Origin of the sequence: Streptomyces tibetensis, assembly GCF_040647715.1 — a bacterium.
Classification (GTDB): Bacteria; Actinomycetota; Actinomycetes; order Streptomycetales; family Streptomycetaceae; genus Streptomyces; species Streptomyces tibetensis_A.
Genome location: NZ_JBEZCR010000002.1, coordinates 665,103 through 691,793, shown reverse-complemented (window position 1 = coordinate 691,793; position 26,691 = coordinate 665,103). Strand labels below are relative to the sequence as shown.

Genomic DNA, 26,691 nt, shown 5'->3' with positions numbered 1-26,691 from the left:
TCGTCGATGACCGACGAGCAGGACAGGACCGAGTACCGCACCGAGCACGACTCCATGGGCGAGGTGCGGGTGCCCGCGCACGCCAAGTGGCGGGCCCAGACCCAGCGGGCCGTGGAGAACTTCCCCGTCTCCGGGCAGCGCATCGAGCGCGCGCACATCGAGGCGCTGGCCCGGATCAAGGGCGCGGCGGCCAAGGTCAACGCCGAGCTGGGGGTCCTGGACAAGGACATCGCGCAGGCGATCCAGGAGGCGGCCGGGGAGGTCGCCGAGGGCAGGTGGGACGAGCACTTCCCGGTCGACGTGTTCCAGACCGGGTCCGGGACCTCGTCCAACATGAACACCAACGAGGTCATCGCCACGCTGGCGAGCGAGCGGCTGGGCAGCGGCGTCCACCCGAACGACCATGTGAACGCCTCACAGTCGTCCAACGACGTCTTCCCGTCCTCGATCCACATCGCCGCCACCGCCGCCGTGACGCGCGACCTGGTCCCCGCTCTGGAGCACCTCGCCGCTTCCCTGGAGCGCAAGGCCGAGGAGTTCGCCGACGTCGTGAAGTCGGGCCGGACCCACCTCATGGACGCCACGCCCGTGACGCTGGGCCAGGAGTTCGGCGGATACGCCGCCCAGGTGCGGTACGGCATCGAGCGTCTGGAGGCCTCCCTCCCCCGGCTCGCCGAACTGCCCCTCGGTGGTACGGCCGTCGGCACCGGCATCAACACCCCGCCCGGCTTCTCCGCCGCCGTGATCGAGGAGGTCGCCCGCACGACCGGGCTGCCCCTCACCGAGGCCCGCAACCACTTCGAGGCGCAGGGCGCCCGGGACGGCATCGTCGAGACCAGCGGCCAGCTGCGGACCATCGCGGTGGGGCTGACGAAGATCGCCAACGACCTGCGCTGGATGTCCTCCGGGCCGCGCACCGGTCTCGCCGAGATCGCCCTGCCCGACCTCCAGCCCGGCTCCTCGATCATGCCGGGAAAGGTGAACCCGGTCATTCCCGAGGCCGTGCTGATGGTGGCCGCCCAGGTCGTGGGCAACGACGCCACCGTCGCGACGGCGGGCGCCGCCGGGAACTTCGAGCTCAACGTGATGCTGCCGGTCATCGCCAAGAACGTGCTGGAGTCGATCCGGCTGCTCACCAACGCGACGCGGCTGCTCGCCGACCGCACCGTCGACGGCATCACCGCGAACCGCGAGCGGGCGCGGGAGTACGCCGAGTCCTCCCCTTCCGTCGTGACCCCGCTGAACAAGTACATCGGGTACGAGGAGGCCGCGAAGGTCGCCAAGAAGGCGCTGGCCGAGCGGAAGACGATCCGTCAGGTCGTGCTGGACGGCGGATACGTGGAGCGCGGGGACCTGACCGCGGAGCAGCTCGACGAGGCGCTGGATGTCCTGCGGATGACGCACCCGTGACGAAGGACCTCGTTCGTGTGCCCGGCGCGTGAACCGTGACACGCGCCGCAGCGTCGTATGCCTACGGCACCTAATATCTGGTCATGGCAGACGGTGGAGCGATGAGACGCGTGGAAACGGGTGGTGCGGCAGGCTTCTGGGCGCCCGGGAGCCGCATCCTGTGGCGGTACCGGGAGAACGGCGGCACGCAGGTGCACATCGCGCGCCCCGTCACCGTCGTCCGGGACGACGCGGACCTGCTCGCCGTGTGGCTGGCGCCCGGCACCGAGTGTGTGAAGCCCGTCCTCGCCGACGGCACGCCCGTCCACCTGGAGCCGCTGGAGTCGCGCTACACCAAGCCGCGGACCGTGCAGCGCGACCGGTGGTTCGGCACGGGCGTGCTGAAGCTGGCCCGGCCCGGCGAGCCCTGGTCGGTGTGGCTGTTCTGGGAGCCGGGCTGGCAGTTCAAGAACTGGTACGTGAACCTGGAGGAACCCCTGGCCCGCTGGGCGGGCGGGGTCGACTCCGTCGACCACTTCCTGGACATCTCCGTCCACCCGGACCGCAGTTGGCACTGGCGGGACGAGGACGAGTTCGCCCAGGCCCGCCGGGACGGGCTGATGGACGACCAACTGGCGGAAAAGGTACAGCAGGCGGGGCGGGACGCGGTGGAGGTGATCCGCGCGTGGGGGCCGCCGTTCTCGGAAGGCTGGCAGCACTGGCGCCCGGATCCCTCCTGGGCTGTACCGTCACTGCCGGAGGACTGGGACCGTACGCCTGCGCATGTGTCCTCATGAGACCCTTGCTGCGCCCCCGGGCAAGAAACGTAGGATCGTCCTCCGCAAGGGCGCGCGGCGGCAACTGCCGGAGCACGCGCTGGGCTTGACCGATCGTCACCGAGGGGCGGCAGGACGTGAGCGAGGGGTACGAGGGCAACACCGGCAGGGCCTGCGCCACAGGCCCCAGGGGCCGTCACAAGGCCCCTGCGGGCCGCAGACGGTCCGCCGGTGGCACAGGAACAACCTCTGACCACGCGGGAATTCCGTTCCTGGGGCACGTAATCCGGGTATCGGAGTTTCGGCGGGACCAACTGCGCGCGCGGCGCGCAGCCCCGGACGGATGGATTCGACACGCGTGACGGAGCAGCCGACCTCGTTCGAACGCCCCCAGGCGGGCGTCGACCCCGCGGATCCCCGCGGGGCTTTCGTGCATACCCCGGCACCGGCGCGTGCGCCCGGCGCCGGCGCCTTACCGGTACAGGGCCGCCCAGGCGGCGACGTCAGCGTTCCGGTCACGACGGCACACAGCACGCCGGGCACGTCGGAGCCGGGCACCTCCACGCCGTTCGGCAAGGGCAAGGACACCGTGAGCGACCCCGCCTCCGAGCACTCCCAGCCGGGTGCCGAGCAGACCGCCGAGCGCGAGACGCCTCGGCCGCGCCCCGCCCCCGAGGGCATCCCGGTCCAGCCGGCCGACGGACAGGACCGGCCGCCGGTGAACAGCGACGGGCAGGAGCGCCGCAGCGGGCAGAGCCTGCCGCCCGGTCGCCCCACGCCGATGCGGCGGGACGGCGACCGGCTCCGGTTCGTGGGGGCCGCCACCCGGCGGATCGCCCGCGGCATCGACCTCGACGAGATCGTCATGGGGCTGTGCCGGGCCACCGTGCCCACCTTCTCCGACGCGATCCTGGTCTATCTGCGCGATCCGCTGCCCGTCGGTGACGAGCGGCCCACCGGCCCGCTGGTGCTGCGGCTGCGCCGCACCGACCGGATACCGGCGGAGCGGGACACCGAGAACGGCTTCCTTCCGGCCGCGCAGCCCGAACCTAACGAGCTGGACACGGTCGGCGCCGAGCTGTGCGAGGTGCGGCCCGGCAGCGCGCTCGCCGAGGTGCTGCGGGGTGTGCGCCCGGTGTTCACCGACGCTCCCGCGGCACGCGCCGCGCTGCCGGAACTGCTCGGGGAGGAAGGCGAGTTCGCCGTGCCGGACGGGCAGCGGGCGATCCTCGCCCCGCTGCGGGGCCGGCGCCGGGTGATCGGTGCCGCCCTGTTCCTGCGCCGCCCCGAGCGCGTCGCGTTCGACCCGGACGACCTGCTGGTGGCCGCCCAGCTCGCCACGCACAGCGCCCTCGGCATCGACAAGGCCGTGCTGTACGGCCGCGAGGCCTACATCGCGGACGAGCTGCAGCGCACCATGCTGCCCGAGACGCTGCCCCGCCCGACGGGCGTGCGGCTGGCCTCCCGTTATCTGCCGGCGGCGGAGACGGCCCGGGTGGGCGGCGACTGGTACGACGCGATCCCGCTGCCCGGCAGCCGGGTCGCGCTGGTCGTCGGCGACGTCATGGGCCACTCCATGACATCGGCTGCCATCATGGGCCAGCTCCGCACCACGGCCCAGACTCTCGCCGGCCTCGACCTGCCGCCGCAGGAGGTCCTGCACCACCTCGACGAACAGGCCCAGCGCCTGGGCGTGGACCGCATGGCGACGTGCCTCTACGCCGTGTACGACCCGGTATCGCACCGCATCACCATCGCCAACGCCGGGCATCCGCCGCCCGTCCTGCTGCACCTGGGCGGCCGCGCCGAGGTGCTGCGCGTGCCCGCCGGTGCCCCGATCGGGGTGGGCGGCGTGGACTTCGAGGCGGTGGAGCTGGACGCGCCCGCCGGCGGGACGCTGCTGCTCTACACCGACGGCCTGGTCGAGTCCCGGCTGCGCGACGTGTGGACCGGCATCGAGCAGCTCCGCGAGAAGCTCGCCGCGGTCGCGCAGCTCACCGGGCCGGACCATCCGCCGCCCCTGGAAGCGCTGTGCGACGAGGTGCTCGACATGCTCGGCCCGGGCGACCGGGACGACGACATCGCGCTGCTCGCCGCCCGCTTCGACGGGATCCCGCCCAGCGACGTGGCGTACTGGTTCCTGGAGCCGGAGGACGCGGCCCCCGGCCGGGCCCGCCGGCTGGCCCGGCGCGCGTTGCAGCGCTGGGGGCTGGAGGAGCTCAGCGACTCCGTCGAGCTGCTCGTCAGCGAGGTCGTGACGAACGCCGTGCGGTACGCGTCCCGGCCGGTGACGCTGCGGCTGCTGCGGACGGACGTGCTGCGTTGCGAAGTGGGTGACGACGTGCCGCAGTTGCCGCGCCTGAGGCAGGCCCGCGCGACCGACGAGGGCGGGCGCGGGCTGTACCTGGTGAACCGGCTGGCGCGGCGCTGGGGCGCGACCCGGCTGAGCACGGGCAAGGTGGTCTGGTTCGAGCTCAACCGGGGCTGAACGCACGCACGGCAGAGGGCCGGTCCCCGCACCCGCGGGGACCGGCCCTCTGTCAGTCGTCGGACGCCGCTGACCGACGCCTGGTCACTGCCGGTGACCGACGCCTGGCCGTCGGCGCTCAGGCCTGCTGTCGGGCCAGACGTTCGGCGGCCCGCTTGCGGGACGGCTGGAGCGGGTCGGCACCCGAGCCGGCCCCCAGACCGGGGGTCCAGTCCCACTCGCGGATCTTCTCCGCGATCCGTGCCAGCCGGCTGTCACCGGGGGCGGTGTCGACGTAGAACAGCGCCTCGTCCGGCCGTTTGTCGTCTCCGCCCCAACGGATCACCCCTTCGCAGTCGGCGAGGATGTCCCGGATCACGGCCTCCTGCTGCGGGAAGAACCCTCCCCGGAGGCCGGAGGGGTAGGAGCCGGGCCGGATCTGCACCGCCGTGCCGGAGGCCTGGTTCGACTCGGCAAGGCCCTTGCGGACCTTCGAGGGGTGGCGCCAGCCGGTGACGTCGCCCCGGCGCAGTTCGTCGATCTCGTAGTGGAAGCGGCGGATCACGTGGACGAGGACGGTCTCCACGTCGCCCATGCGGAGCTGGACGCCGGTGACGGGGGTGCCGGGGACGGGTCTGGTGTAGATGTGTCCGCGGTCGTCCGCGATCCGCTCCATCTCCCATCCGTTCGTCGACGGGACACCGGTCAGGAGCCGCTTGTTGCGTTCCTGTGCCTTGCGTATCGCCTCCCGGACCTTGGCCGGGTCGGGGCCCTTGGGGGCGGCGTGGGCGGGAGCGGAGAGCAGTGCGGAGCCGAGGGCCGCGCCGGCGGCGATGAAAGCGGCACCCCGCAGCGCGCTTCTGCGGGACAGGTCGGTGGTCACGTGTCGGTGTCCTTCGTGTGATGGGCGATGGCGAGTCCGCTCAGGACGACGGAGCAGATCCCGAGTACGGCCAACGCCGGGTTGAGGTACGAGGGGATGACGGCCTCGACGACCCGCCCGTCGCCGGTGCGGCAGCCGAAGTGCAGGGGGACGAAGCTCGGGGCGTAGCCGGTGAGCTCGTCCCCGACGGACTTTCTGCACGCCTGGGCCCGGGCGTAGTCGTCGAGGAAGAACAGGTGGAGCAGGCCCCACGTGTACACGGCGATCGTGGCGTCCCAGGCGAGCAGGGCCGCGGACCGGGCGGTGAACGACTCTTTCCTCCGTCCGGCTCTGATCAGCCGCCTGGCCCCGTGGACGGTGAGGCACAGCACTGTGATGACACAGGCCAGGAGCAGTACGAGCAGCAGCGCGCCGTCATGGGCGGCGTAGGGCTCGTCTCCTGACATGTGCGGCTCCCCTGCTAGTAGTTGCGTGAGATGGAGTTGTATTTCTCCATCACGTAGTACAGCCCCATCCGCTTCTTCGCCTCCGTCATCGCCGGCTCGCCGGGGCCCTGGTACCGGCGGAGGACCTCGTAGATCTCGGTGTCGGTGTAACCGAGGTTGGGCTGGCGCAGGGCCGGGGAGTCGTCGTCGCCGCCGGGTTTCCCGTCGATGTCCCACAAGTGGATGATGGCGACGCTGGTGAGGGCGAACGTCTCACTGTCGTAGGCCTGCTTCCAGGCGTTGTACTTGTCCTGGTCCTGCGAGACATCACGGCGGGGCTGATCCGAGGAATATCCCTTGTCGATGGCGTGGTTGTAGGCACCGATCAGGGTGGCGGCCCGCTGCTTGGCGATGCCGGTGGACGTCTCACGGATGTACTTGCCGGTGGTGTTGAAGGCCGTGATGACCGCGAGCCAGGCCGCCTCGTCACTCGGGGTGATGTGCCGCATCTCCCAGTAGGCGGACGTCTGGATGAGCGCCTTGCGCATGTTGTACCTGCGGGACAGGTTCGTGATCAGCTCGTCGTGCGCGGTGACGGTCCGCTCGAAGCACTTCCAGTGCTGCCAGCTTCGGGTGCCGCCGTCGAGGGGAAAGCCGAGCGACTCCATGTACTTGCCGACGTCGGTCTGCATGGCCCCGATGACGTCGGGATGGAGCAGGGTGTCCTGCTTGACGCCCCGCGGCGGGTTGAAGGACCCCTGGCCGCTGTCCCGCCCGGAGGCGATGTTGACATCGATATTGATCGATCCGCTGCCGGATCCCACCGTCTTGGTGACGATCTGGTCGTAGGCCCAGTTCTCGGGGAGCGGGTAGCCGAAGTTCCCCGAGAAGCCGGAGGACATGTCGGACACGAAGGACGCCGAGGCGTGGCCCGCCTCGGACACCCGGGTGCATACGTTGCGGGGGCCGTAGACGCCGACGGCGTAGCGGTTGCCGTCGTCGCGGATCGCGTCTTCGATCCCCTTGAAGTGGGGGAGGACGTTGTCGGTGACCTCGTAGTCGTAGGCGTCGAAGTCGACCGCGAAGAATATCCTCGATCCCGGCTTGAAGCCGTGGTCGAGTGCCGCGTTGATGGCGGCCTGCCCGGCCGCACGGCCCAGCGGGTAGCTGAAGTCCTCCGCGCCCCGCCCGAAGGTCTGGTAGATCGGGAAGCAGCGCAGCCCCTGGTCGGCGATGGTCTGGAGCTCGCCGGACTGGATCTCCTTCTCGGGAACCTTGCCGCCGCCGGGGATCGGGTTGGTCAGGTAGCGGCCGATGACGGTGATGCCCTCCGCCTTGAGCGCCTTGGCCCGGTCGGGTGTGATGCGGGTGACGCCGTCGCAGGCCGAGCCCTTGCGGCTCTGGTCGCCGTAGGAGACGAGGAGGGAGGCCCAGGTGGAGAAGTCGCCCTTCCCCGTCACGGGGAGCTTGACGAACGACTGGAAGGAGCGGACCGCGTCGGCGTGGGCGGAGGTGAAGGTGCCGCCGAAGGAGACGGACCGCTGGTTGAGCAGCATGCCGGCGGTGAACAGCTGCACCCAGGTGCCGGAGGAGCCCACCGTCAGGGTGTGTTCCTTGATGCCGGCCTGGGTGCCGGGGCCGAAGACGCCGTTGGCGACGCCGTCGGCCATGCCGATGGTGTACTGGACCGCGTAGAGCATCGCCTGGGCGACGGTGCGGGAGTGGTGCCCGTCGCAGGGGATGACGAAGAAGTCCTTGCGGTGGATGAACTCGCCGTTCATCCACTGCTGGACGGCGCGGATCTGGCTGGAGCCGTTGTTGACGGTGACGTACGGGTCCATGTTCAGAAGGCCCTTGAAGACCTTCGGGACGATCTCGCTGCCGGGGTAGGCGAAGTCGACGCCCATGTCCGTCTTGAGCTTGATCATCGAGTCCTGGACCCGCTTGTTGTAGACGCCGTCGATCTCGCCGCCGTCGTACCCCTTGCAGTACAGGCCGGCCTGGATCACCCGGACGAGGTTCTTCGGGGCGGTCGTGGCGGCGCCGATGCGCGGGTACTTCGACTGGAGCGTGGAGAGGGTGGTGGGGCCGAAGGTGTCCGACAGGCCGGTGATCCCCAGCTCGTACTGGAGGGCCCGGGTGAGGGCGAACATGACGGTCCAGCCCGTCTCGCCGTTCTCGACGAGCCTGTCGATGCCCAGCTTGGCACCGTGGTCGTAGGTTCCGTTGATGAACTGCTGGGCTCTGCGCACCATCTCGTCGGCCATGGGCGTGGCTCTCCTTCGAAAGGTCGTGTCCGAGTACGCGGGGCGCATGAGAGCCCCTTGTCCGGCGTGGGACAGGGGAGGAGAAGGCGATGGGTCACCTCGATGGGAGGTGACGCGGTCTCAGGGACGCCGGGTGCGGGCGCGCTTGTGACAGGAACGCGCGCATGGCTGACGGCACCGCGACATCGGAAGACCTCCCCCGTTCGGACGGCGCGGGTCAGAGCGCCGTCTCGGCGATCACCATAGCCACAGCTCGAACACCCGTATCAAGCCTTTATGTGCGGAGCGGGGGGTGATGGCCGGAACGCAATTCCCGCGAACAAGCGGTTCCGGAACGACCGTTCGAGCCACCCCTTCCCTGCCACGTACGCGAAGGACCCGTGATGCGGAACGGGTGAAGGGGGCCGGACGGGCCTTCAAGCTGTCCGGAAACCGCCCCGGGAACACAACGCGCGAGGGCGCCCGGCCTGAGCCGGGCGCCCTCGCGCGTCTGCTGCTCGTCTACTCGTCGTCACCCGGCTTGATCGGGTCGAACGGGTCGCCGCCGTCGCCCGGCGGGGACGTCTGCGGGGACGGGGGCGGGCTGAGGGTGGGCTGTGTCGTCGACGGGCTCGGCGGCGGGGAGGACGACGGCTCCTTGGTCGTGGGCGGCGGGGAGGACGACGGCTCCTCGGTCGTCGGCTCCTGCGTCGGCTCCTCGGTCTGCTCCTGCGTGGGCGTCGGCGTCCAGGTCGGCTGGACGGCCGCGCCCTGCTGGGTCTCGAGGTCGAACTTGCTGACGCCGCCCATCACGCCGAAGGTGTACTGCGCCCAGATCCGCGCGGGGAAGTCACCGCCGTTGAGACGGGGCTTGCCGGCCGCCTTGTACATCGCGACCTGGGCGTGGGTCTTGGCGTCCTCGCCGAACAGGCCCACCGAGGTGACCAGCTTCGGCGTGTAGCCGGTGAACCAGGCCGACTTGTTGTTGTCGGACGTACCCGTCTTGCCCGCGACCTGCTGGCCGTCGCGCAGGGGGTTGTTGCGCACGGACGCCTGGGCGGTGCCGTCGTCGACCACGCCGGTCAGCACCGAGGTGACCGAGTCGGCGGCCTCCCGGCTGATGACCTGCTCTCCGACCGGGTCGGGCATGGTGACGTTCTGGTTGAGGTGCTCCGCCGACTTCAGGACGGCCGGGGTGACCTTCCTGCCGTGGTTGTCGAGGGTCGCGTAGACACCGGCCATCTGCAGGGGGCTGGCGCCCATGCTGCCCAGGGTCTGGGCGGGCACGGCCTCCATCTTGGAGGTGTCCATGCCGAGCTTGCCGGCGACCTTCACCACCTCGGGCATGCCGACGTCGACGCCCATCTGCGCGAAGACCGAGTTGACGGACTTGTTCATGGCCGTCTGGACGGAGATCGGGCCGTAGTCGCGGTCGTCCTCGTTCTCGGGCGCGAAGCCGACCTTGGTGCCGTTCTCCACGACCTGGCGCTTGCTCGTGCCGTCGTAGACCGTGTTCGCGTTGATCGGCTTGCCGTCCTGCGTCTTCGCCTGTTCCTCCAGGGCCGCGGCCAGGATGACCGGCTTGAAGGTGGAGGCAGGCTGGTAGTCGGCGCGGGTGGCGTTGTTCATGTAGTGCTTGAAGTAGTCCTCGCCGCCGTACATCGCGACCACGGCGCCCGTCTTCGGGTTCACGGACGCGGCACCGGCCTGGACGTCCCCGTCGACCTTGCGCTTCTCGGGGTCGAGCTTGCTGGTCAGCTGCTGCCGGACGGACTTCTCCAGCGCCGCCTGCTTCTTCTTGTCGATGTTGAGCGTGAAGGTCCAGCCGCCGGCGTTGACCATCGCCTCGGCTTCCTTGGTGTTGTCGGCGGCGCCCTCGGCGACGAGCTGCTTCTCCAGTGCCACGTTGGCCGCGTTGACCAGGTAGCCCTTCTGGCCCTCCATGCCGGGGGCGGGCTTGGGCTCCTCGGGCTCCGGGAACTTCATGCCGGCCCGCTCGGACGCGCTCAGCCAGCCCTCGTCGACCATGTTGTCCAGGACGTAGTTCCAGCGCGCCTTCACCAGCTTCTTACCCTCCTTGGAGGCGACGGCCCAGTCGTACTGGCTGGGGGCCTGGAGGAGTGCGGCGAGGTAGGCGCCCTGCGCGACCGTGAGGTCCTCGGCGTCCTTGCGGTAGTAGGCCTGAGAGGCGGCCTGGATGCCGTAGGCGTTGCGGCCGTAGTAGCTGGTGTTGATGTAACCGGCGAGGATGTAGTCCTTGGACTTCTCCCGGTCCAGCTTCAGCGAGATGACCATCTCCTTCAGCTTGCGCGAGACGGTCTGCTCCTGCGTCAGGTAGTAGTTCTTGACGTACTGCTGGGTGATCGTCGAACCGCCCTGCGCGCCCCGGCCCGACAGCGTGTTGAACAGGCCGCGGGCGGTGCCCTTGAAGTCGACGCCGGAGTCCTTGAAGAAGGTCTTGTTCTCGGCCGCGACGAAGGTCAGCCGCACGCCCTTGGGGACCCGGGACAGATCGACGTTCTCGCGGTTGACCTTGCCGTCGCGGGCCATGATCGAGCCGTCGCTGTACTTGTAGATGTTGCTCTGCCGCTTGGCGTCGGCGTTCCCCTCGGGGATCCCGATCATCATGTACAGCACGACGAAGGCGCCCATGCCCAGCAGGCACACGCCCAGGAAGGTGCCGAGGATCTTCTTCCAGGTGAAGAGCCTGCGTATGCCGCTCTTCCCGGCCGCGCCCGACGAACGGCGGCTCTTGGGTGCCGCACGGCGCCCACCGCGCTGTCTGGCGCGTCTCTCTTCCGCTCGTCCCATGAGTCCGATCCGCTCCGCTTCGTTCATGTGTGCTCACGTGTCACACAGGTTCGCCGCTCAGGTCAGCTCAGAAAGCTAACACCGGGAGATAAGAGATAGGGCAGCCGATCCGGCCCTTTGCGGACGTGACAATCAGCACCCATTCCCAACGGAACCGACGTTCGAGACATCCACAGGGTTGCCAGGACGCCAGAAAGTGATATCACTTAGATAGACGGAAGCTAAGCAGGAGCGGCTTCCCGGAAGAAACGGGGGATCACCCATGTCCACAACGGATCCGCAGGTCACGGCCGATGTGCCCGAGATGCCGGCACCTCGTGTGCGGGAGTTCGCGGCACACAGCATCGGCGGCGGGCTCGCTCTGCTGCTGGGCCTGCTCGGCCTGCTGGCCGGTGCCGGGCTGATCGCGGCCGCCACCTCGGTGCACGCGACCGGCGTGCAGGCGGCGCTGATCATCGGCGGCATCCTGGTCGCGCTCGCGGCGTTCCTCGCCATGTGCGGGCTGAACATGGTCGCGCCGGGCGAGGCGCGCGTCGTCCAGCTCTTCGGCCGGTACCGGGGCACGATCCGGCAGGACGGCCTGCGCTGGGTGAACCCCTTCACCTCGCGCACGAAGATCTCGACGCGCGTCCGCAACCACGAGACCGCCGTCCTCAAGGTCAACGACGCCTACGGCAACCCGATCGAGCTCGCCGCGGTGGTCGTCTGGCGCGTCGAGGACACCGCCCAGGCCACGTTCGAGGTCGACGACTACATCGAGTTCGTCTCCACCCAGACCGAGGCGGCCGTGCGGCACATCGCCATCGAGTACCCCTACGACGCCCACGAGGAGGACGGTCTCTCCCTGCGCGGCAACGCCGAGGAGATCACCGAGAAGCTCGCCGTGGAACTGCACGCGCGCGTGGAGGCGGCCGGAGTGCAGATCATCGAGTCCCGCTTCACACACCTCGCGTACGCCCCCGAGATCGCCTCGGCGATGCTCCAGCGACAGCAGGCGGGAGCGGTGGTCGCCGCCCGGCGGCAGATCGTGGACGGAGCCGTGGGGATGGTCGAGGCCGCGATCGCCCGCATCACCGAGCGGGACATCGTGGAGCTGGACTCCGAGCGCAAGGCGGCCATGGTGTCCAACCTCATGGTCGTGCTGTGCGGCGACCGTGCCGCGCAGCCGGTCCTCAACACCGGGTCCCTCTACCAGTGACCGTCCCCGACGAGAGCCCGGGTGCGCGGCGCCGGCCGCAGCAGCAGCGCAAGCAGGTGCTGCTGCGGCTGGACCCGGCGGTGTACGAGGCGCTGGCGCGGTGGGCCGGGGACGAGCTGCGGTCGGCCAACGCGCAGATCGAGTTCCTGCTGCGGAAGGCGCTGGCGGAGTCGGGGCGGCTGCCGCGGGACACGGGACCACTGCCCCGGCGCGGGCGACCCCCCGGGGGCTCCACCCCCGGCCCCCCGCCGGGCTGAACGACGTCACCCCCAGCCCCGTCGGGCTGAACGACCTCGCCCCAGGTGCTGTTTCGGAATCGTGACAACGGCCCCCCACCTGCCCTGCCGCACACCCGGACACGGTCTACACACACCGCGTATACATGCGGCGTATACACCACGTGTACAGTCCTGCTCATGTCCATCGGTCACACTCTCCTGGGGCTCCTGGAGTCCGGCCCGCGCCATGGTTACGACCTGAAGCGGGCCTTCGACGAGAAGTTCGGTCACGACCGGCCGCTCCACTACGGCCAGGTCTACTCGACGATGTCCCGCCTGCTGAAGAACGGGCTCGTCGAGGTCGACGGCATCGAGCCGGGCGGCGGTCCCGAGCGCAAGCGGTACGCGATCACCGAGGCCGGCATCACGGACGTCGCGCGGTGGCTCGCCACGCCTGAGAAGCCGGAGCCGTACCTCCAGTCGACCCTCTACACCAAGGTCGTCCTCGCGCTGCTCACCCACCGCGACGCCGGCGACATCCTCGACACCCAGCGCTCGGAGCACCTGCGCAGCATGCGGATCCTCACCGACCGCAAGCGCAAGGGCGACCTGGCCGACCAGCTCATCTGCGACCACGCGCTGTTCCACCTGGAGGCGGACCTGCGCTGGCTGGAGCTGACCGCGGCACGTCTGGACAAGCTCCGCGAGGCGGTGACCCGATGACGATTCCCGCCGGTTCGCTCCTCACCGCCCAGGACCTGCGCAAGGCGTACGGGCCGACGACCGCGCTCGACGGCGCTGAGTTCTCCATCCACCCGGGCGAGGTCGTCGCCGTGATGGGGCCGTCCGGGTCGGGCAAGTCGACGCTGCTGCACTGCCTCGCCGGGATCGTCATGCCCGACTCGGGCACGATCATGTACAACGGGCGCGAGGTGACCGCCATGGGCGACGCCGAGCGCAGTGCGCTACGGCGCTCGGAGTTCGGGTTCGTGTTCCAGTTCGGGCAACTCGTGCCGGAACTCACCTGCGTGGAGAACGTCGCCCTGCCGCTGCGGCTGAACGGCTCCTCCCGCAAGGAGGCCGAGCGGACCGCGCTGGCCTGGATGGAGCGTCTGGAGGTCGACGACCTGCGCAAGAAGCGGCCCGGCGAGGTGTCCGGCGGTCAGGGACAGCGGGTCGCCGTCGCCCGCTCCCTGGTGACGAACCCCCGGGTGGTGTTCGCCGACGAGCCGACCGGCGCGCTCGACTCGTTCAACGGCGAGCGCGTGATGGAGCTGCTCACGGACGCGGCCCGGTCCGCCAACACGGCCGTGGTGCTCGTCACGCACGAGGCCCGGGTGGCCGCGTACTCCGATCGGGAGATCGTCGTACGGGACGGCAGGTCCCGTGACATGGAGCGCGTCGTATGAGCGTCGGGCAGTGGAGCCGGGACCTGGCCATGGGGGTCCGGTTCGCCTTCGCCGGCGGACGCGAGGGGTGGACCCGGGCGCTGCTCACGGCCGTCGGTGTCGGACTGGGAGTGGCGCTGCTGCTGCTCACCACCGCCATCCCGAACGCGCTGGCCGAACGTGACCGGCGCGAGGAGGCCCGCAGCGACCACACCTTCAGCCAGCAGGAGATACCCAAGGCCGACGACACCCTGATCGTCCTGGACGCGGACACCACGTTCCGCGACATGGACGTGCGCGGCCGGATGCTGGAGGCGGAGGGCCCACGGGCGCCGCTTCCGCCGGGCGTCCAGGCGTTCCCGGCCGTGGGCGAGATGGTCGTCTCCCCCGCGCTGAAGGAACTGCTCGCCTCCGACGACGGCAAGCTGCTGCGGGAGCGCCTGGACTACCGCATCGCGGGCACCATCGGCGAGCAGGGGCTCGTCGGCTCCCACGAACTCGCGTACTTCGCCGGCGGCAAGGGGCTCGCGAAGATGCTGGAGGGCCCCGCGAGCGGCGCCCGGATCGACAACTTCGGCAACGACGACCTGGGGTCGTCCGACCGCTGGGACCCGGTGCTGCTGCTGCTGGTCCTGGTCGTCTTCGTGGTGTTGCTGATGCCGGTCGCCGTGTTCATCGCCGCGGCCGTACGGTTCGGCGGTGAGCGGCGTGACCGCAGGCTGGCCGCGCTGCGGCTGGTCGGCTCGGACAGCCGGATGACCCGGCGGATCGCCGCAGGCGAGGCGCTCGCCGGATCGGTCCTGGGGCTCGTCCTCGGCACCGGGTTCTTCCTGCTCGGACGCCAACTGGCCGCCTCCGTCGAGGTGTTCAGCGTCAGCGTGTTCCCCAGCTATCTGAACCCCTCACCCCTGCTGGCCGTCCTGGTCGCGCTGGCGGTGCCGGCGGCCGCGGTCCTGGTGACGATCCTCGCCCTGCGCGGCGTGGTCATCGAACCCCTCGGCGTGGTGCGCACGGCCAAGCCCTCGCGGCGCCGCCTGTGGTGGCGGCTGCTGCTGCCACTGGGCGGGCTCGCGCTGCTCTACCCGATGATCGGACAGGGCGACGACGGCGGGAACTTCAACCAGTACCTGGTCGTCGGCGGCGTGATGCTGCTTCTGATCGGGGTCACGGCGCTGCTGCCCTGGGTCGTGGAGACGGTCGTCGCCCGGCTCGGTTCGGGCGGGGTGGCCTGGCAACTGGCCGTGCGCAGGCTCCAGTTGAGCAGCGGTGTGGCGGCGCGCATGGTCAACGGCATCGCGGTCGCGGTGGCCGGGGCGATCGCGTTGCAGATGCTGTTCGCCGGAGTGGAGGGCACCTACACCAGGGCGTCGCGGTACGACGTCTCCCGGGCCCAGATGAGCGTGGACGTGCCGAAGGGCAGCGACGCCGCCCCGGTCGCCGCGCAGTACCGCGCCACCGAGGGCGTACGCAAGGTCACCGTCCTGTCGGATTTCCATCTCGGCGACCGTCGCGAGGCGGACACCCTCATCCAGATCACCGTGGCCGACTGCGCGTCACTGCGTGAAGTCGCAACCCTCCCCGACTGCCGCGACGGTGACGTGTTCGCGGCCGAGGGCTCGCAGTACGACAGCGACAGCGAGCGCCTGGCCGTGCCCGGCACGCCCCTGTGGGCCGAATCGGAGGAACCCGGCCGCACCGGCGACCGTACGGTCTCCTGGACCGTTCCGCGGGGCATCCGGCAGGCCGAGTCCCGCGAGGACCCCACCGGGTACGAGCGCGGCGGCATCCTGATCACCCCCGGCGCGCTGCCCGAGAAGCTCAAGACACTCGTCTCCACGCGGCTCTTCCTGAGTGTGGACCCCTCGGTGCCGGACGCCTACGACCACGTGCGCAACACGGCCGCGCGGCTCGACCCGATCTCCCAGCCGATGACCTGGCGCAGCATCGAGAGCAACGACCGCTACGCCGCCATCCGCACCGGTCTGTCCGTGGGAGCCGCGTGTGTGCTGGCCCTGATCGGGGCGAGCCTGCTGGTCTCGCAGCTGGAGCAGTTGCGCGAACGCCGCAAGCTGCTGTCGTCCCTGGTCGCCTTCGGCACCCGGCGCCGCACCCTGGGCCTGTCGGTGCTGTGGCAGACGGCGATCCCGATCGGTCTCGGCCTGCTGCTCGCCGCGGCGGTGGGCATGGCCCTGGGCGCGGTCCTGCTGCGGATGACGAACACGTCGGTCCGGGTGGACTGGCCGAGCGTGCTGTCGGTGACCGGCATCGGCGCGGGCGTCGTTCTCGCCGTGACACTGCTGAGCCTGCCACCGCTGCTGAAGCTGATGCGGCCGGACGGGCTGCGGACCGAGTAGGGCGGGGTCGCGCGCGCGAGCTGTCAGCACCCTGGCCGGGTCCCGTCGAGGCACGGGACCCGGCCAGGGCACGTGCCGTCAGCCGTCCCGGTCCAGGACCCGTACGGGCAGCGGCCGCAGGGCTTGCCGCAGGGCGGCGGCCAGTTCCTCGTACTCCGCGCCGCGCGCGGCCCCCGCCCGCATCGTCAGGGCGATCCGGCGGGTGGGGGCCGGGTCGGCGAAGTACCCGGTGAGGAGCTGGTTGCTGCGGGAGATCTCCACCTTCAGGGCGGTGCGCGGCAACAGCGTCACGCCGAGTCCGCCCGCGACGAGCTGCACCAGCGTGGACAGCCCGGCGGCGGTCGTGGTGACCGGCACGTCGTCGCGGCCGGCCTCCCGGCAGATGTCGAGGGCCTGGTCACGCAGGCAGTGCCCCTCATCCAGCAGCAGCAGGTTCAGCTCGCGCAGCGCCTGGCGCGGAATGCCCTCCCGGCCGCCGAGCTCGTGGTCCAGCGGCGTGACCAGCACGAAGTCCTCGTCGAACAGCGGAAGTTCGGCAACACCCGGGACACCGAGGGGCACCGCGAGCAGCAGCAGGTCGAGCCGCCCGCCGGCCAGACCGTCGAGCAGGCTGGCGGTCTGCTCCTCGTGCACCTGGAGGTCGAGGTGCGGGTACCGCTCGTGGACGAGCCGCAGCACCGTCGGCAGCAGATAGGGCGCGACCGTAGGGATCACCCCGAGCCGCAGCACTCCGGTGAAGGGCGCCCGGACCGCCTCGGCCTCCTCCATGAGCGCACCCACCTCCCCCAGAACCGCCTTCACGCGTACGGCGATCCGCTCCCCCTCGGGAGAGAGCAGCACCTTGCGCGTCGTACGCTCGAGGAGCGTCACTCCGAGTGTTTCCTCCAAGGCCGACACGGCGCCCGAGAGGGCGGGCTGGCTCATGCCGATCGCCGCGGCCGCGTCCCGGAAATGAAGGTGCTCGGCGACCGCCGCGAAGGCACGGAGCTGGGCGAGGCTGGGCTGCCTGCGCTTATTACCGACAGTCACTGATAACCACCTCCGATCAACTCGACCGAGTGTAGCTATTTCCGTAATCAATCGAGCCTGTGCCAACATCAACACAGTCCAACCCATGGGAAACCCCCGCGATCCGGGAGTTTCTTCGCTGCAAGGAGTGTGTGTGCTCACCGTCGGTGACAAGTTCCCCGAGTTCGACCTGACCGCCTGCGTCTCGCTGGAGAAGGGCAAGGAGTTCCAGCAGATCGACCACAAGACCTACGAGGGTCAGTGGAAGGTCATCTTCGCGTGGCCCAAGGACTTCACCTTCGTGTGCCCGACCGAGATCGCCGCCTTCGGCAAGCTGAACGAGGAGTTCGCCGACCGCGACGCGCAGGTCCTCGGCTTCTCCGGTGACTCCGAGTTCGTCCACCACGCCTGGCGCAAGGACCACGACGACCTGCGTGACCTGCCGTTCCCGATGATGGCCGACTCCAAGCACGAGCTGATGCGCGACCTCGGCATCGAGGGCGAGGACGGCTTCGCCAAGCGCGCCGTGTTCATCGTGGACCAGAACAACGAGATCCAGTTCTCCATGGTGACCGCGGGCTCGGTCGGCCGTAACCCGAAGGAGGTCCTCCGGGTCCTGGACGCACTCCAGACGGACGAGCTGTGCCCCTGCAACTGGTCGAAGGGCGACGAGACCCTCGACCCCGTCGCGCTGCTCTCCGGGGAGTGATCTGACATGTCGCTGGATGCCCTGAAGTCCGCGATACCGGACTACGCCAAGGACCTGAAGCTCAACCTGGGCTCGGTCATCGGCAATTCCGACCTCCCGGCCCAGCAGCTGTGGGGCACGGTGCTGTCGACGGCCATCGCCTCGCGCTCCCCGATCGTGCTGCGCGAGCTGGAGCCCGAGGCGAAGGCGAACCTGTCGCCCGAGGCCTACACGGCGGCCAAGGCCGCTGCCGCGGTGATGGCGATGAACAACGTCTTCTACCGCACCCGCCACCTGCTGTCGGACCACGAGTACGGCACCCTGCGCGCCGGTCTGCGGATGAACGTCATCGGCAACCCGGGCGTCGACAAGGTCGACTTCGAGCTGTGGTCCTTCGCCGTCTCGGCCATCAACGGCTGCGGCATGTGCCTCGACTCCCACGAGCAGGTGCTGCGCAAGGCCGGCCTCGACCGCGAGGTCGTCCAGGAAGCGTTCAAGATCGCCTCCGTGATCCAGGCGGTCGGCGTCACGCTGGACGCCGAGGCGGTTCTGGCCGAGTAATCCCCGGCCGTCCGCCTCACCCCGCAGGGCCCCGCCCACCTGACCGGTGGACGGGGCCCTGTCGGCGTTCGGGCTACTCCGACGGGGTCTGCGGGGGCGGCTCCGCGCTCACCGCCGTGGCCCCGCGCGGCCGCACCGAGTGCCGCAGCGCCGACTTCTGCGAGTACGACCGCAGATACCCGGCGACCGTGTTCGTCACCGCCACCAGCGGCACGGCGACCACCGCACCCCCGATCCCGGCCACCATCCCGCCCGCCGCGACCGACAGCACCACCGCCAGCGGATGCACCCGCACCGCCCGCCCCAGGATGAACGGCTGCAGGATGTGCCCCTCGATCTGCTGCACCGCCAGCACCACCACCAGCGTCATGACGGCCGTGAACACCCCCTGGGTGACCAGTGCGACGACCACCGCCAGCGCCCCGGACACCACCGCGCCCACCAGCGGGATGAACGCGAACAGGAAGATGAACACCGCCAGCGGCACGGCCATCGGCACATCGAGGAAGTAGATCCCGAGCCCGATGAAGATCGCGTCGATCAGCGCCACGATCACCGTGCCCCGCACGTACGCCGTCAGCGTCCGCCACGCCGCGGGACCGGCCCCGGCCACTCCCGGCCGCGCCGCCGCCGGCACCAGCTTCAGCGTCCACTCCCAGATGCGCTTGCCGTCGTAGAGCAGGAAGAGCGTCGAGAAGACCGCCAGCAGGATCCCGGTGAGCGCCTCGACGACGACCGTCACGCCCTCCAGACCCGCCGAGGTGATCTGGTCGGTGTTCGCCCCGACCGCCTCGCGCAGGTTCTTGGCGATCTCGTTGATCTGCTTGTCCGTGACGTGGAAGGGGCTGTTCAGCAGCCAGTTCCGCAACTCGTCGATGCCGTCCTGGATCTGGCCCGAGAGGTCGTCGATGTTCTCCATGACCTGCCAGGTCACGAACCAGCCGATGAGGCCGATGACGACGAAGCCGAGGACGGCCGTCAGCGCGGTCGCCGGTCCGCGCGGCACGCCGTGGCGCCGCAGCCGCGCCACCGTCGGCTGCAGCACCGCCGTGATGAGCAGCGCGATGACGAACGAGAGCACCACGAGCTGGACGGCGCTGATGACCCGCATCAGCACCCAGAGGGTGCCCGCGAGGACGAGGAGCCGCCAGCCCGCCTCGGCCGCGACCCGCACGCCCCACGGCACGGCCAGCGCGGGGTCGGGTCGGGCGGCGACGTCGGGGGCGTAGTCCGGGGGCGGCGGCACGTGGTCCCCGGCGAGCGTCCCGGCCTCGGGGTCGTCCTGCTCCCGTTCGGCCTCGGCGCGGCGTTCGTTGTACCGCTCGCTCATCTCGGTCAGCCCGGCACCGAGCCGGCCGAGCCACCCTGGCACTCGCGACATGATCCGTCCTTTTCCCCCGTCTTGGCGCACCACTCCCCCGGGGAGCCGTTCGTCCGACCGTACATGGCGCGAGCCCCGCACCGGACGACGGTGCGGGGCTCGCGAGAGAGACAGGATCGGCCGGGGCCGGTCGGCTCAGTACCAGTTGTTGGCCTGCCAGAACGACCAGGCGTCACAGGGGCTGCCGTAGCGGTCGTTCATGTAGTTGAGGCCCCACTTGATCTGGGTGGCCGGGTTGGTCCGCCAGTCGGCGCCGACGGACGACATCTTGGAACCGGGGAGCGCCTGGAACATGCCGTAGGCCCCGGAGGAGGGGTTGACGGCCTTGTAGTTCCAGTCGGACTCGTGGTCCACGATGTTGCTGAAGCACTGGAACTGACCCGAGGGCACCAGTTGCCTCGCCATCGCCTGGATCTGGGCGATGCTGTAGGAGCTCGCGACGGGGAAGTCGGAGATGTCCTTGGAGCGGCTGGCGGCGGCCTTGGCCTGCGCGCGCTCCTTGGCCGCTGCCTCGGCGGCCTTCTTGGCGGCTGCCTGCTTGGCGATGGCCGTGTCGGCGGCGGCCTTGCGGGCGGCCTCCTCGGCGTCCTTCTTCGCGCTCGCGTCCGCCTGAATGGCCTGCGCGTCGGCCTGCTGCGTCAGCGACGCGGTCTGCACCTGGGCCTGCTGGCCCGCGGGGATGTCCGCGAGCAGCGTGGCGCCGGTCGCCGTCGCTTCCGCGTCGTTGTTCTGCGCGGTGCTGCCCGAGGCAACGCCGACGACGCTTCCGACAGCGGTGACCGCCGTGGCCGAGGCCACTGCGAATCCCCGGACCGAGATCCGGCTCACACGGTTTCCTTCCAGCATCGCCCGCTTCGGTGACCCTCGCGGACGCAATCGTGCCCCTGGCACTGGCCTCCCCAACTGCGGGGTCACGGGAGGCGCGGGCCCGGTGGGCAACTCCCCCGAAGGGAGCGCCGCGTATCGCTCGGGCGGCATACGACATCGCTATGCAGTTGGTGCTGTTGCTTTTGTGGTGCCGTACCGCTGGGGGTACAGGTGTGTCGTATGCGGGGCCTGACAGGAGTGAGACTCTGCCGTAACACGACGGGGCAAGGCAATTCCGAGTCGCGTGTGAAAGCTCACATCCCGTTTGGCGCAGGTAATTCCACGGAACGGCCACACACGACGGCGCCGCCCGGCTAGGCTCTTGGCCTTTTCCGGGCGGCGCCAACTATCGCATAACCGCTACTACTTACTGCGGCCGGTCAGATCTGCCCGTCTTCGAGCATTTCGGTCACAAGCGCAGCGATCTGGGACCTCTCGGACCGCGTCAGGGTCACGTGGGCGAAGAGCGGATGCCCCTTCAGCTTCTCGACGACGGCGACGACACCGTCGTACCGGCCGACCCTGAGGTTGTCCCGCTGGGCCACGTCATGGGTGAGAACCACCCGTGAATTGGCCCCGATCCTGGACAGAACGGTAAGAAGCACGTTCCTTTCCAGCGACTGCGCCTCGTCCACGATCACGAACGCGTCGTGCAGCGAGCGGCCCCGGATGTGGGTGAGCGGCAGGACCTCCAGCATCCCGCGCGCGGTGACCTCCTCGATGACCTCACGGGAGGTCACCGCCGACAGCGTGTCGAACACGGCCTGCGCCCAGGGACTCATCTTCTCGGCCTCGGAGCCCGGCAGATAGCCCAGTTCCTGCCCGCCCACCGCGTACAGCGGACGGAAGACCATCACCTTCTGGTGCTGACGGCGCTCCAGCACCGCCTCCAGACCGGCGCACAGCGCCAGCGCCGACTTGCCGGTGCCGGCCCGGCCGCCCATCGACACGATCCCGACGTCCGGGTCGAGCAGCAGGTCGAGCGCGATCCGCTGCTCGGCACTGCGGCCCTTGATGCCGAACGCCTCACGATCCCCGCGCACGACCCGGACGTTGCCCTCGGGCGTGACCCGCCCGAGCGCCTTGCCGCGCTCCGACTGGATCATCAGGCCCGTGTGCACGGGGAGGTCGGCGGCCTCGGGCACATACACGTGGCCTTCCTCGAAGAGGATGTCCACCTGCTCCCCGGGCAGGGTCAGTTCGGACATTCCGGTCCAGCCGGAGGAGTCCGTGATGGCGAGTTCCGCGCGGTACTCCTCGGCGAGGAGCCCGACGGAGGACGCCTTGATCCTGAGCGGGAGGTCCTTCGACACGACGGTGACGTCGAATCCCTCGGCCTGCAGGTTGCGGGCGACCGCGAGGATGCGGGAGTCGTTGTCCCCCAGGCGGTAGCCGCTGGGCAGCACGCTGGGGTCCGAGTGGTTGAGCTCGACACGGACGGTCCCGCCCAGATCCCCCGTCGGGATGGGGGCGTCGAGGCGACCGTGCCGGACCCGCAACTCGTCGAGCAGGCGGAGGGCCTGCCGGGCGAAGTAGCCGAGCTCGGGATGGTGCCGCTTGGCCTCCAGTTCCGTGACCACGACGATGGGGAGCACGACCTCGTGCTCGTCGAAGCGGTTCAGGGCGTTCGGGTCGGCCAGCAGGACGCTGGTGTCGAGAACATAGGTGCGCCGGTCGGGCTTGTGGCGCTTTGTGCTGGTCACCACGGAAGGACGTACCCCCTCGGATGAGGTCGGGGAGCGACGGTATGGAGCTGGACCGGTCGTCGGCCGCCCTGCGCGGGCCGAGAACCGGCCCTCCGCCTCTTCGTCCGTGCTGTGACCGCACGATCGGGCTGGTGCAAAGGGCCTCCCGGGCGGACGGCCCCGTGCCGTCCGCTGAGATCCGACACCCGTGGTTCGGGCGTCGACCTGTCTGGGTTATGCCCTCGAACGAGCGTCGCCATGCAACGGCATATGACGGCGAGCCGGTGAACTCGGCGTTACAGGCGTCGCCGAATGGGTACCGGGAGGTGTCGTGACGTGGGACGTCCTGCGTCCGGGTGCCCGTCTGGGGGTACGTCAGCCGCCGTAGCGCCGGTGGCGGGCGGCGTAGTCGCGCATGGCCCGCAGGAAGTCCACCTTGCGGAAGGCCGGCCAGAACACGTCACAGAAGTAGTACTCCGAGTGCGCGGTCTGCCAGAGCATGAATCCGGACAGCCGCTGCTCCCCACTGGTGCGGATCACCAGGTCGGGGTCGGGCTGGTGGCTCGTGTAGAGGTGACGTCCGATCATGTCGATGTCGACGGCCTCGGCGAGCGCCTCCATCGAGGTGCCCTTCTCCTGGGCGTCGAGCAGCATCGACCGCACCGCGTCGGCGATCTCCTGGCGGCCGCCGTAGCCGATGGCGACGTTGACCACTATTCCGTCGACGTGCGCGGTGGTCTCCTCGGCCTCCTTGAGGATGGTCTGCATCCCCGAGGGCAGCAGGTCGGGCGTGCCGACGTGGTGCACGCGCCAGCGGCCGTCGGCGGCCAGGGTGCGCACGACGTCCTCGATGATGCCGAGCAGGGGGACGAGCTCTTCCTGCGGGCGGTCGAAGTTGTCCGTGGACAGGAGCCAGAGGGTGACGACCTCGACGTCGGTCTCACTGCACCAGCCGAGGAACTCCTCGATCTTCCCGGCCCCGGCCCGGTGGCCGTCGACGGTGCTGGAACCGGCGGCCTTCGCCCAGCGCCGGTTGCCGTCCATGATGACGCCGATGTGCTTGGGCACCTGAGCGTGGTCCAGGTGACCTTCCACCCGGCGTGCGTACAGCCTGACCAGCAGGCCACGCAGCTTGTCGCGCAGGTTCACGTGATTGTCAGCCCCTCCGTACGGATCGGACAGGCCGCGGTGTGCGGCCCGGTCGTGGCCGCGGGCGGTCCCTGCCCGGATGGCAGTCCCCGGAGGCGAAGCCTACCCTCGCCGCGGCCGCGGGCCGCCAACGGGGGCGGAACGAACGGTTCCGGCCGATGGTTCGAGCCGCCCTGCGGGCCAAGAAAAACGGGCCGGTCCGTGGGGGGGAGACGGACCGGCCCGAGGGGGGGTTTCCACCATAACCCTTCGTGAGTGCTGCCGCGCGCATTGGCGGGCCACAACTACTCTCCGGAGCCGCCTGACGACGCGGCGACGCATGCGGAGGGCCTCGTTCAGGGCACACCTCTGGCCGAAGTTTGCCGCATGAGCTGGGAATTCAGGCGATCCGCAGCCGGGAACGGGCGGTTTTGCCGCATCTTGTGGCCACTCGGGTGACTTGTCCCGGCATCCTCCCGACGGGTGACGCACATGTGAACACCCGCTTGACCGGGGAGCGGCCTCGGATCGCCTGTGCGCGACCCGCCCGCTGACGCTTTGCCCACGGGACGTCGATGCCGTGCGGCCCGACGGCCGGCCCCTGGCACCGCGCAGCCCCCTCCACTGCGCGGTACCGCCCGCGCAGCTTTGCTCACGCGAATTACCCTCGTCCGAATTTACGCGAGCGGCGGGGCGGAGGCGAGCTGCGGGCGGTAACGATGTGAAAACCCTCGTCGGATGATGCGCAAGTGCGGTGAGTGGGAGGGGTGAGGGGGTGAGGGGCGCGGCAGGGCCGGTTGACGGGGCGTGGCTGAGGGGGCGGCGTGAGGAGCGGGGCTGAGGCGGTGAGCTGAGGAGCGGGGCTCAGGGCGAGGGGGCGGGGTGGGGGGAGGGGTGGGGCTGGGCGATCCAGGACGGGATCTGTCCTCTTCCGTGTCTGACGTCGTTTCATGACGACGACCGTGAGGATGACGTGGGAGGCGGCGGGCGCACGCCGGGCGCCGCGGCAGTTCCTGACCCGGCCGGCCCCGACCGGGACGCCGGTCGCCGAGGTGGTGGGCGCCATGCTGGGGGCGCACGCGCAGGTGCTCTCCGCGGCCGAGCTGTCGGTGGGGATGCGGACCGACGCGGCGGGGAACGGTGGGTCCGTATGGGTGACTACCGGCTGGGCGTGCGAACCCACCTGCTCTGGCAGGCGTCAGCCGGGCTTGCGTGTGTCGAAGAGGTGGCGGGTGCTGTGGGCGACGAAGGGCCCCTCGGCCTGCATGCGCTCGTGCAGTTCCCGCAGTTGTGGCTCGTACGCCTCGACGGTGAAGCCGGGGACCATCCAGACCACTTTGCGCAGGAAGTGCACGACGGCGCCGATGTCGTGGAACTCCATGCGCAGCCGCTCCGCCCGCAGACCGACGACATCGAGCCCGGCGGCTTCGGCGTCGGCCCGCTCACGGTCGGGGTGGCGGGCACTGCGCACATCGTCCGGCTGGGGCCCGAGGAAGTGCTCGACGAGTTCGAAGACGCTGCCCGGGCCCACGTGCTGGGCGAAGTACGTCCCGCCGGGCCTGAGGACGCGGGCGGTCTCGTCCCACTGGGGACGGACGGGATGGCGGCTGACGACCAGGTCGAAGGCACCGTCGGCGAAGGGCAGGGGGGCGTCGTCGGCAACCGCGACGACGCCGACGCCGCGTGGACGAAGCAAGGCGGTGGCCCTGGCGACGTTGGGCGGCCAGCCTTCCGTGGCGAGGGTGAGGAGGGGCGGCTTGAGGGCGGCGACGCCGGCGTTGCCCTGGCCTGTGGCGTCGGCTTCGGCAATGGCGTCAGCGTCGGAAATGGGGTGGGTGTCGGCGTCGGGGGTGTTCTTGACGGTGGCGTCGTGGGCGACCCTGGCGAGGGCGAAGTCCAGCACTTCCCCTCCCCCGGTCTGCAGATCGAGCACCGCACTCGCCCGGCCCAGCCGCTCGGCCATCGACACGGCGTACCCCCAGGAGGGGCGCGCTTCAGTCGCCCGCCCCTCGAACCACGAGAAGTCCCAGCCCTGCGTCGGGACGGAGGCGCCTTCAGCGAGCAGCTCTTGGTAGGTGGCGGGGTGCGAGGGGTGCGGTTCCGGTTCCCGGGGTGCTGGCATGGGGTGATGGTGGCACCGGGTGGGCCGGGGACGCTCGGAATTTCTGTGCCGGCGGTCACCGGGCCCCTCAGGGGACGAGGGGACGCACTTCCTCGGCAGTGAACCGCACGAACCCCTCCGGGTCGGGTTCGTCCGCGGTCGGCTGGAGGACGACGCTGTCGGCGCCGGCCTCGACCAGCCGCTCGACGGCTTCGGCCACGGCCTTGGCGTCTCCTGCGACGCCGAGGTCCGGCACTGATGTGAGACCCTCGGCGACGAGTTCGGCGTGCAGGCGGGCGTCGGCGTCAGGCCCGGTGGCGGTGAGCAGGTAGACGACCAGCGGGTGTGGTCCGGCGGCATCACGGCCGGCTGCCGCGCGCCCCTCTTCGACGAGGTGCCGTGCTCGGCGGACGCCGTCGGCATTGGTGGCGGCGGTGAGGAGGGTGCCGTCGGCGGCCTCTCCGCTGAGCCGCAGCGACCGCGGCCCGGTGGCCCCGGCGAGCACCCCGCTCTGCGGGCCGGTCGGCGGCCAGTCGAGGGCGACGTCGTCGAGCTTGACGTAGCGTCCGTCGACGGTGACGCGCTCGCCGCCCAACAGGGAGCGAAGCGCGAGGAGGTGCTCCCGCAGCAGGGTGAGGGGCGACTCGACCCGGGCCCCGACCTGCCCCATCCAGTCCTGCACGCCGTGCCCCACTGCGAGGATCGCCCGCCCGGGGAACATCCGGTGCAAGGAGGCGGCCTCCATGGCGGCGACGGCAACGTTCCGCAAGGGCACGGGCAGCAGCCCCACCCCGACCCGCACCCGCTCGGTCCACGCGAGAGCGGCGGCGACAGTGGAGATCCCACCTTCTCTGAAGCAGTCTTCCCAGAGCCACAGCTCGTCGAGCCCGGCCCCCTCGGCAACGTCACAAACGGCCCGAAGCCGCTCGGGAGCCAACTGGGGGCGGAAGACTGCGCCAAGGGGGGTCATGGGGGCTTCCTACCCAGGGTCTGGCACTCCGGACACACATTTATCAGCTGCGGCGGATTGAGTAACGTCCCTCGAAGGAGCCGTGTCCGTCCACTGGCACGCCCTCGTCGGCTTGAGCCTTTCGCTGAATCGGCTGCGACGTGGTGC

At 70.2% G+C, this 26,691-nt stretch carries 21 protein-coding genes and 1 pseudogene; 11 read left to right on the top strand and 11 right to left on the bottom strand.

The features are described from left to right. Positions 1-6: 6 nt before the first annotated feature. From AB0B29_RS07685 to AB0B29_RS07675, 3 genes are all read left to right on the top strand, one after another. On the top strand, positions 7-1,410 hold the full coding sequence (locus AB0B29_RS07685; protein WP_362235269.1) for a class II fumarate hydratase: 1,404 nt from the start codon (positions 7-9) through the stop codon (positions 1,408-1,410). 83 nt (positions 1,411-1,493) lie between these two features. Beyond that, on the top strand, positions 1,494-2,186 hold the full coding sequence (gene fomD / locus AB0B29_RS07680; RefSeq protein ID WP_362235267.1) for a cytidylyl-2-hydroxypropylphosphonate hydrolase: 693 nt from the start codon (positions 1,494-1,496) through the stop codon (positions 2,184-2,186). Between the two features lie 322 nt (positions 2,187-2,508). Next, on the top strand, positions 2,509-4,653 hold the full coding sequence (locus AB0B29_RS07675; RefSeq protein WP_362235264.1) for a SpoIIE family protein phosphatase: 2,145 nt from the start codon (positions 2,509-2,511) through the stop codon (positions 4,651-4,653). Positions 4,654-4,771: 118 nt separating this feature from the next. Here the strand turns inward: AB0B29_RS07675 and AB0B29_RS07670 are convergent, their stop codons facing one another. The 4 genes from AB0B29_RS07670 to AB0B29_RS07655 form a co-directional block, all read right to left on the bottom strand. Beyond that, a complete protein-coding gene (locus AB0B29_RS07670; RefSeq protein ID WP_362235261.1) occupies positions 4,772-5,515 on the bottom strand; it encodes a hypothetical protein in 744 nt (247 codons plus the stop codon). Continuing rightward, positions 5,512-5,961 carry a hypothetical protein gene (locus AB0B29_RS07665; protein ID WP_362235259.1) on the bottom strand — a complete coding sequence of 150 codons (450 nt, stop codon included), beginning with the start codon at positions 5,959-5,961 and terminating at the stop codon, positions 5,512-5,514. The genes AB0B29_RS07670 and AB0B29_RS07665 overlap by 4 nt, the downstream gene beginning before the upstream one ends. A gap of 14 nt (positions 5,962-5,975) precedes the next feature. Next, positions 5,976-8,207: a glycoside hydrolase domain-containing protein gene (locus tag AB0B29_RS07660; protein WP_362235256.1), complete on the bottom strand. Its 2,232-nt coding sequence runs from the start codon at positions 8,205-8,207 to the stop codon at positions 5,976-5,978. A gap of 501 nt (positions 8,208-8,708) precedes the next feature. Then, a complete protein-coding gene (locus tag AB0B29_RS07655; protein WP_362235253.1) occupies positions 8,709-10,997 on the bottom strand; it encodes a transglycosylase domain-containing protein in 2,289 nt (762 codons plus the stop codon). Between the two features lie 262 nt (positions 10,998-11,259). Here AB0B29_RS07655 and AB0B29_RS07650 point away from each other — a divergent pair, with 262 nt between their 5' ends. The 5 genes from AB0B29_RS07650 to AB0B29_RS07630 all read left to right on the top strand — a co-directional run bounded on the left by AB0B29_RS07650 (position 11,260) and on the right by AB0B29_RS07630 (position 16,155). Further along, on the top strand, positions 11,260-12,195 hold the full coding sequence (locus AB0B29_RS07650) for an SPFH domain-containing protein (protein ID WP_362235250.1): 936 nt from the start codon (positions 11,260-11,262) through the stop codon (positions 12,193-12,195). After that, on the top strand, positions 12,192-12,452 hold the full coding sequence (locus AB0B29_RS07645) for a hypothetical protein (protein ID WP_362235247.1): 261 nt from the start codon (positions 12,192-12,194) through the stop codon (positions 12,450-12,452). Before AB0B29_RS07650 ends, AB0B29_RS07645 begins: the two co-directional genes overlap by 4 nt. Before the next feature lie 159 nt (positions 12,453-12,611). Continuing rightward, positions 12,612-13,136 (top strand): PadR family transcriptional regulator, encoded by a 525-nt coding sequence (locus AB0B29_RS07640; protein WP_362235244.1) that lies wholly within the window; start codon positions 12,612-12,614, stop codon positions 13,134-13,136. Next, positions 13,133-13,822: an ABC transporter ATP-binding protein gene (locus AB0B29_RS07635; protein ID WP_362235241.1), complete on the top strand. Its 690-nt coding sequence runs from the start codon at positions 13,133-13,135 to the stop codon at positions 13,820-13,822. Before AB0B29_RS07640 ends, AB0B29_RS07635 begins: the two co-directional genes overlap by 4 nt. Then, on the top strand, positions 13,819-16,155 hold the full coding sequence (locus AB0B29_RS07630) for an ABC transporter permease (protein ID WP_362235239.1): 2,337 nt from the start codon (positions 13,819-13,821) through the stop codon (positions 16,153-16,155). Before AB0B29_RS07635 ends, AB0B29_RS07630 begins: the two co-directional genes overlap by 4 nt. A 78-nt stretch (positions 16,156-16,233) precedes the next feature. Here the strand turns inward: AB0B29_RS07630 and AB0B29_RS07625 are convergent, their stop codons facing one another. Further along, the gene (locus AB0B29_RS07625; protein ID WP_362235236.1) at positions 16,234-17,184 is read right to left on the bottom strand and encodes a hydrogen peroxide-inducible genes activator; all 951 of its coding nucleotides are present in this window, start codon (positions 17,182-17,184) and stop codon (positions 16,234-16,236) included. A gap of 133 nt (positions 17,185-17,317) precedes the next feature. On the opposite strand from AB0B29_RS07625, the gene AB0B29_RS07620 reads away from it, so the two are divergent. Both AB0B29_RS07620 and AB0B29_RS07615 read left to right on the top strand, forming a co-directional pair. Continuing rightward, positions 17,318-17,872, top strand: coding sequence for a peroxiredoxin (locus tag AB0B29_RS07620; RefSeq protein ID WP_030842656.1), 555 nt, complete (start codon positions 17,318-17,320; stop codon positions 17,870-17,872). A 6-nt stretch (positions 17,873-17,878) separates the two neighbouring features. Further along, the gene (locus tag AB0B29_RS07615; RefSeq protein ID WP_031103031.1) at positions 17,879-18,412 is read left to right on the top strand and encodes an alkyl hydroperoxide reductase; all 534 of its coding nucleotides are present in this window, start codon (positions 17,879-17,881) and stop codon (positions 18,410-18,412) included. 73 nt (positions 18,413-18,485) lie between these two features. Here AB0B29_RS07615 and AB0B29_RS07610 read toward each other — a convergent pair whose 3' ends face one another. From AB0B29_RS07610 to AB0B29_RS07595, 4 genes are all read right to left on the bottom strand, one after another. Continuing rightward, positions 18,486-19,793 carry an AI-2E family transporter gene (locus AB0B29_RS07610; protein ID WP_362235233.1) on the bottom strand — a complete coding sequence of 436 codons (1,308 nt, stop codon included), beginning with the start codon at positions 19,791-19,793 and terminating at the stop codon, positions 18,486-18,488. A 135-nt stretch (positions 19,794-19,928) separates the two neighbouring features. Continuing rightward, complete coding sequence (locus AB0B29_RS07605) at positions 19,929-20,639, bottom strand: transglycosylase SLT domain-containing protein (RefSeq protein ID WP_362235231.1); 711 nt, start codon at positions 20,637-20,639, stop codon at positions 19,929-19,931. Between the two features lie 401 nt (positions 20,640-21,040). Continuing rightward, positions 21,041-22,366, bottom strand: a complete 1,326-nt coding sequence (locus AB0B29_RS07600) for a PhoH family protein (RefSeq protein ID WP_362235229.1) — start codon at positions 22,364-22,366, stop codon at positions 21,041-21,043. A gap of 354 nt (positions 22,367-22,720) precedes the next feature. After that, the gene (locus AB0B29_RS07595) at positions 22,721-23,494 is read right to left on the bottom strand and encodes an isoprenyl transferase (RefSeq protein WP_104777618.1); all 774 of its coding nucleotides are present in this window, start codon (positions 23,492-23,494) and stop codon (positions 22,721-22,723) included. A 929-nt stretch (positions 23,495-24,423) separates the two neighbouring features. Between AB0B29_RS07595 and AB0B29_RS07590 the strand changes: the two are divergent. Next, positions 24,424-24,597, top strand: a pseudogene (locus AB0B29_RS07590) (winged helix DNA-binding domain-containing protein); the annotation flags it as partial. A gap of 74 nt (positions 24,598-24,671) precedes the next feature. On the opposite strand, the gene AB0B29_RS07585 reads toward AB0B29_RS07590, so the two are convergent. Continuing rightward, a complete protein-coding gene (locus tag AB0B29_RS07585; protein WP_362235226.1) occupies positions 24,672-25,595 on the bottom strand; it encodes a methyltransferase domain-containing protein in 924 nt (307 codons plus the stop codon). Positions 25,596-25,662: 67 nt separating this feature from the next. After that, positions 25,663-26,544: an LLM class flavin-dependent oxidoreductase gene (locus AB0B29_RS07580; protein WP_362235223.1), complete on the bottom strand. Its 882-nt coding sequence runs from the start codon at positions 26,542-26,544 to the stop codon at positions 25,663-25,665. Between the last annotated feature and the right edge of the window lie 147 nt (positions 26,545-26,691).

Excerpts from the sequence above, each read along its gene's own strand:
- AB0B29_RS07610 (WP_362235233.1), bottom strand. The coding sequence starts at position 19,793 with ATGTCGCGAGTGCCAGGGTGGCTCGGCCGGCTCGGTGCCGGGCTGACC.
- AB0B29_RS07660 (WP_362235256.1), bottom strand. The coding sequence starts at position 8,207 with ATGGCCGACGAGATGGTGCGCAGAGCCCAGCAGTTCATCAACGGAACC.
- AB0B29_RS07640 (WP_362235244.1), top strand. The coding sequence starts at position 12,612 with ATGTCCATCGGTCACACTCTCCTGGGGCTCCTGGAGTCCGGCCCGCGC.
- AB0B29_RS07615 (WP_031103031.1), top strand. The coding sequence starts at position 17,879 with ATGTCGCTGGATGCCCTGAAGTCCGCGATACCGGACTACGCCAAGGAC.
- AB0B29_RS07675 (WP_362235264.1), top strand. The coding sequence starts at position 2,509 with ATGGATTCGACACGCGTGACGGAGCAGCCGACCTCGTTCGAACGCCCC.
- AB0B29_RS07655 (WP_362235253.1), bottom strand. The coding sequence starts at position 10,997 with ATGGGACGAGCGGAAGAGAGACGCGCCAGACAGCGCGGTGGGCGCCGT.
- fomD (WP_362235267.1), top strand. The coding sequence starts at position 1,494 with ATGGCAGACGGTGGAGCGATGAGACGCGTGGAAACGGGTGGTGCGGCA.
- AB0B29_RS07585 (WP_362235226.1), bottom strand. The coding sequence starts at position 25,595 with ATGCCAGCACCCCGGGAACCGGAACCGCACCCCTCGCACCCCGCCACC.
- AB0B29_RS07665 (WP_362235259.1), bottom strand. The coding sequence starts at position 5,961 with ATGTCAGGAGACGAGCCCTACGCCGCCCATGACGGCGCGCTGCTGCTC.
- AB0B29_RS07605 (WP_362235231.1), bottom strand. The coding sequence starts at position 20,639 with ATGCTGGAAGGAAACCGTGTGAGCCGGATCTCGGTCCGGGGATTCGCA.
- AB0B29_RS07685 (WP_362235269.1), top strand. The coding sequence starts at position 7 with ATGACCGACGAGCAGGACAGGACCGAGTACCGCACCGAGCACGACTCC.
- AB0B29_RS07580 (WP_362235223.1), bottom strand. The coding sequence starts at position 26,544 with ATGACCCCCCTTGGCGCAGTCTTCCGCCCCCAGTTGGCTCCCGAGCGG.
- AB0B29_RS07650 (WP_362235250.1), top strand. The coding sequence starts at position 11,260 with ATGTCCACAACGGATCCGCAGGTCACGGCCGATGTGCCCGAGATGCCG.
- AB0B29_RS07635 (WP_362235241.1), top strand. The coding sequence starts at position 13,133 with ATGACGATTCCCGCCGGTTCGCTCCTCACCGCCCAGGACCTGCGCAAG.
- AB0B29_RS07630 (WP_362235239.1), top strand. The coding sequence starts at position 13,819 with ATGAGCGTCGGGCAGTGGAGCCGGGACCTGGCCATGGGGGTCCGGTTC.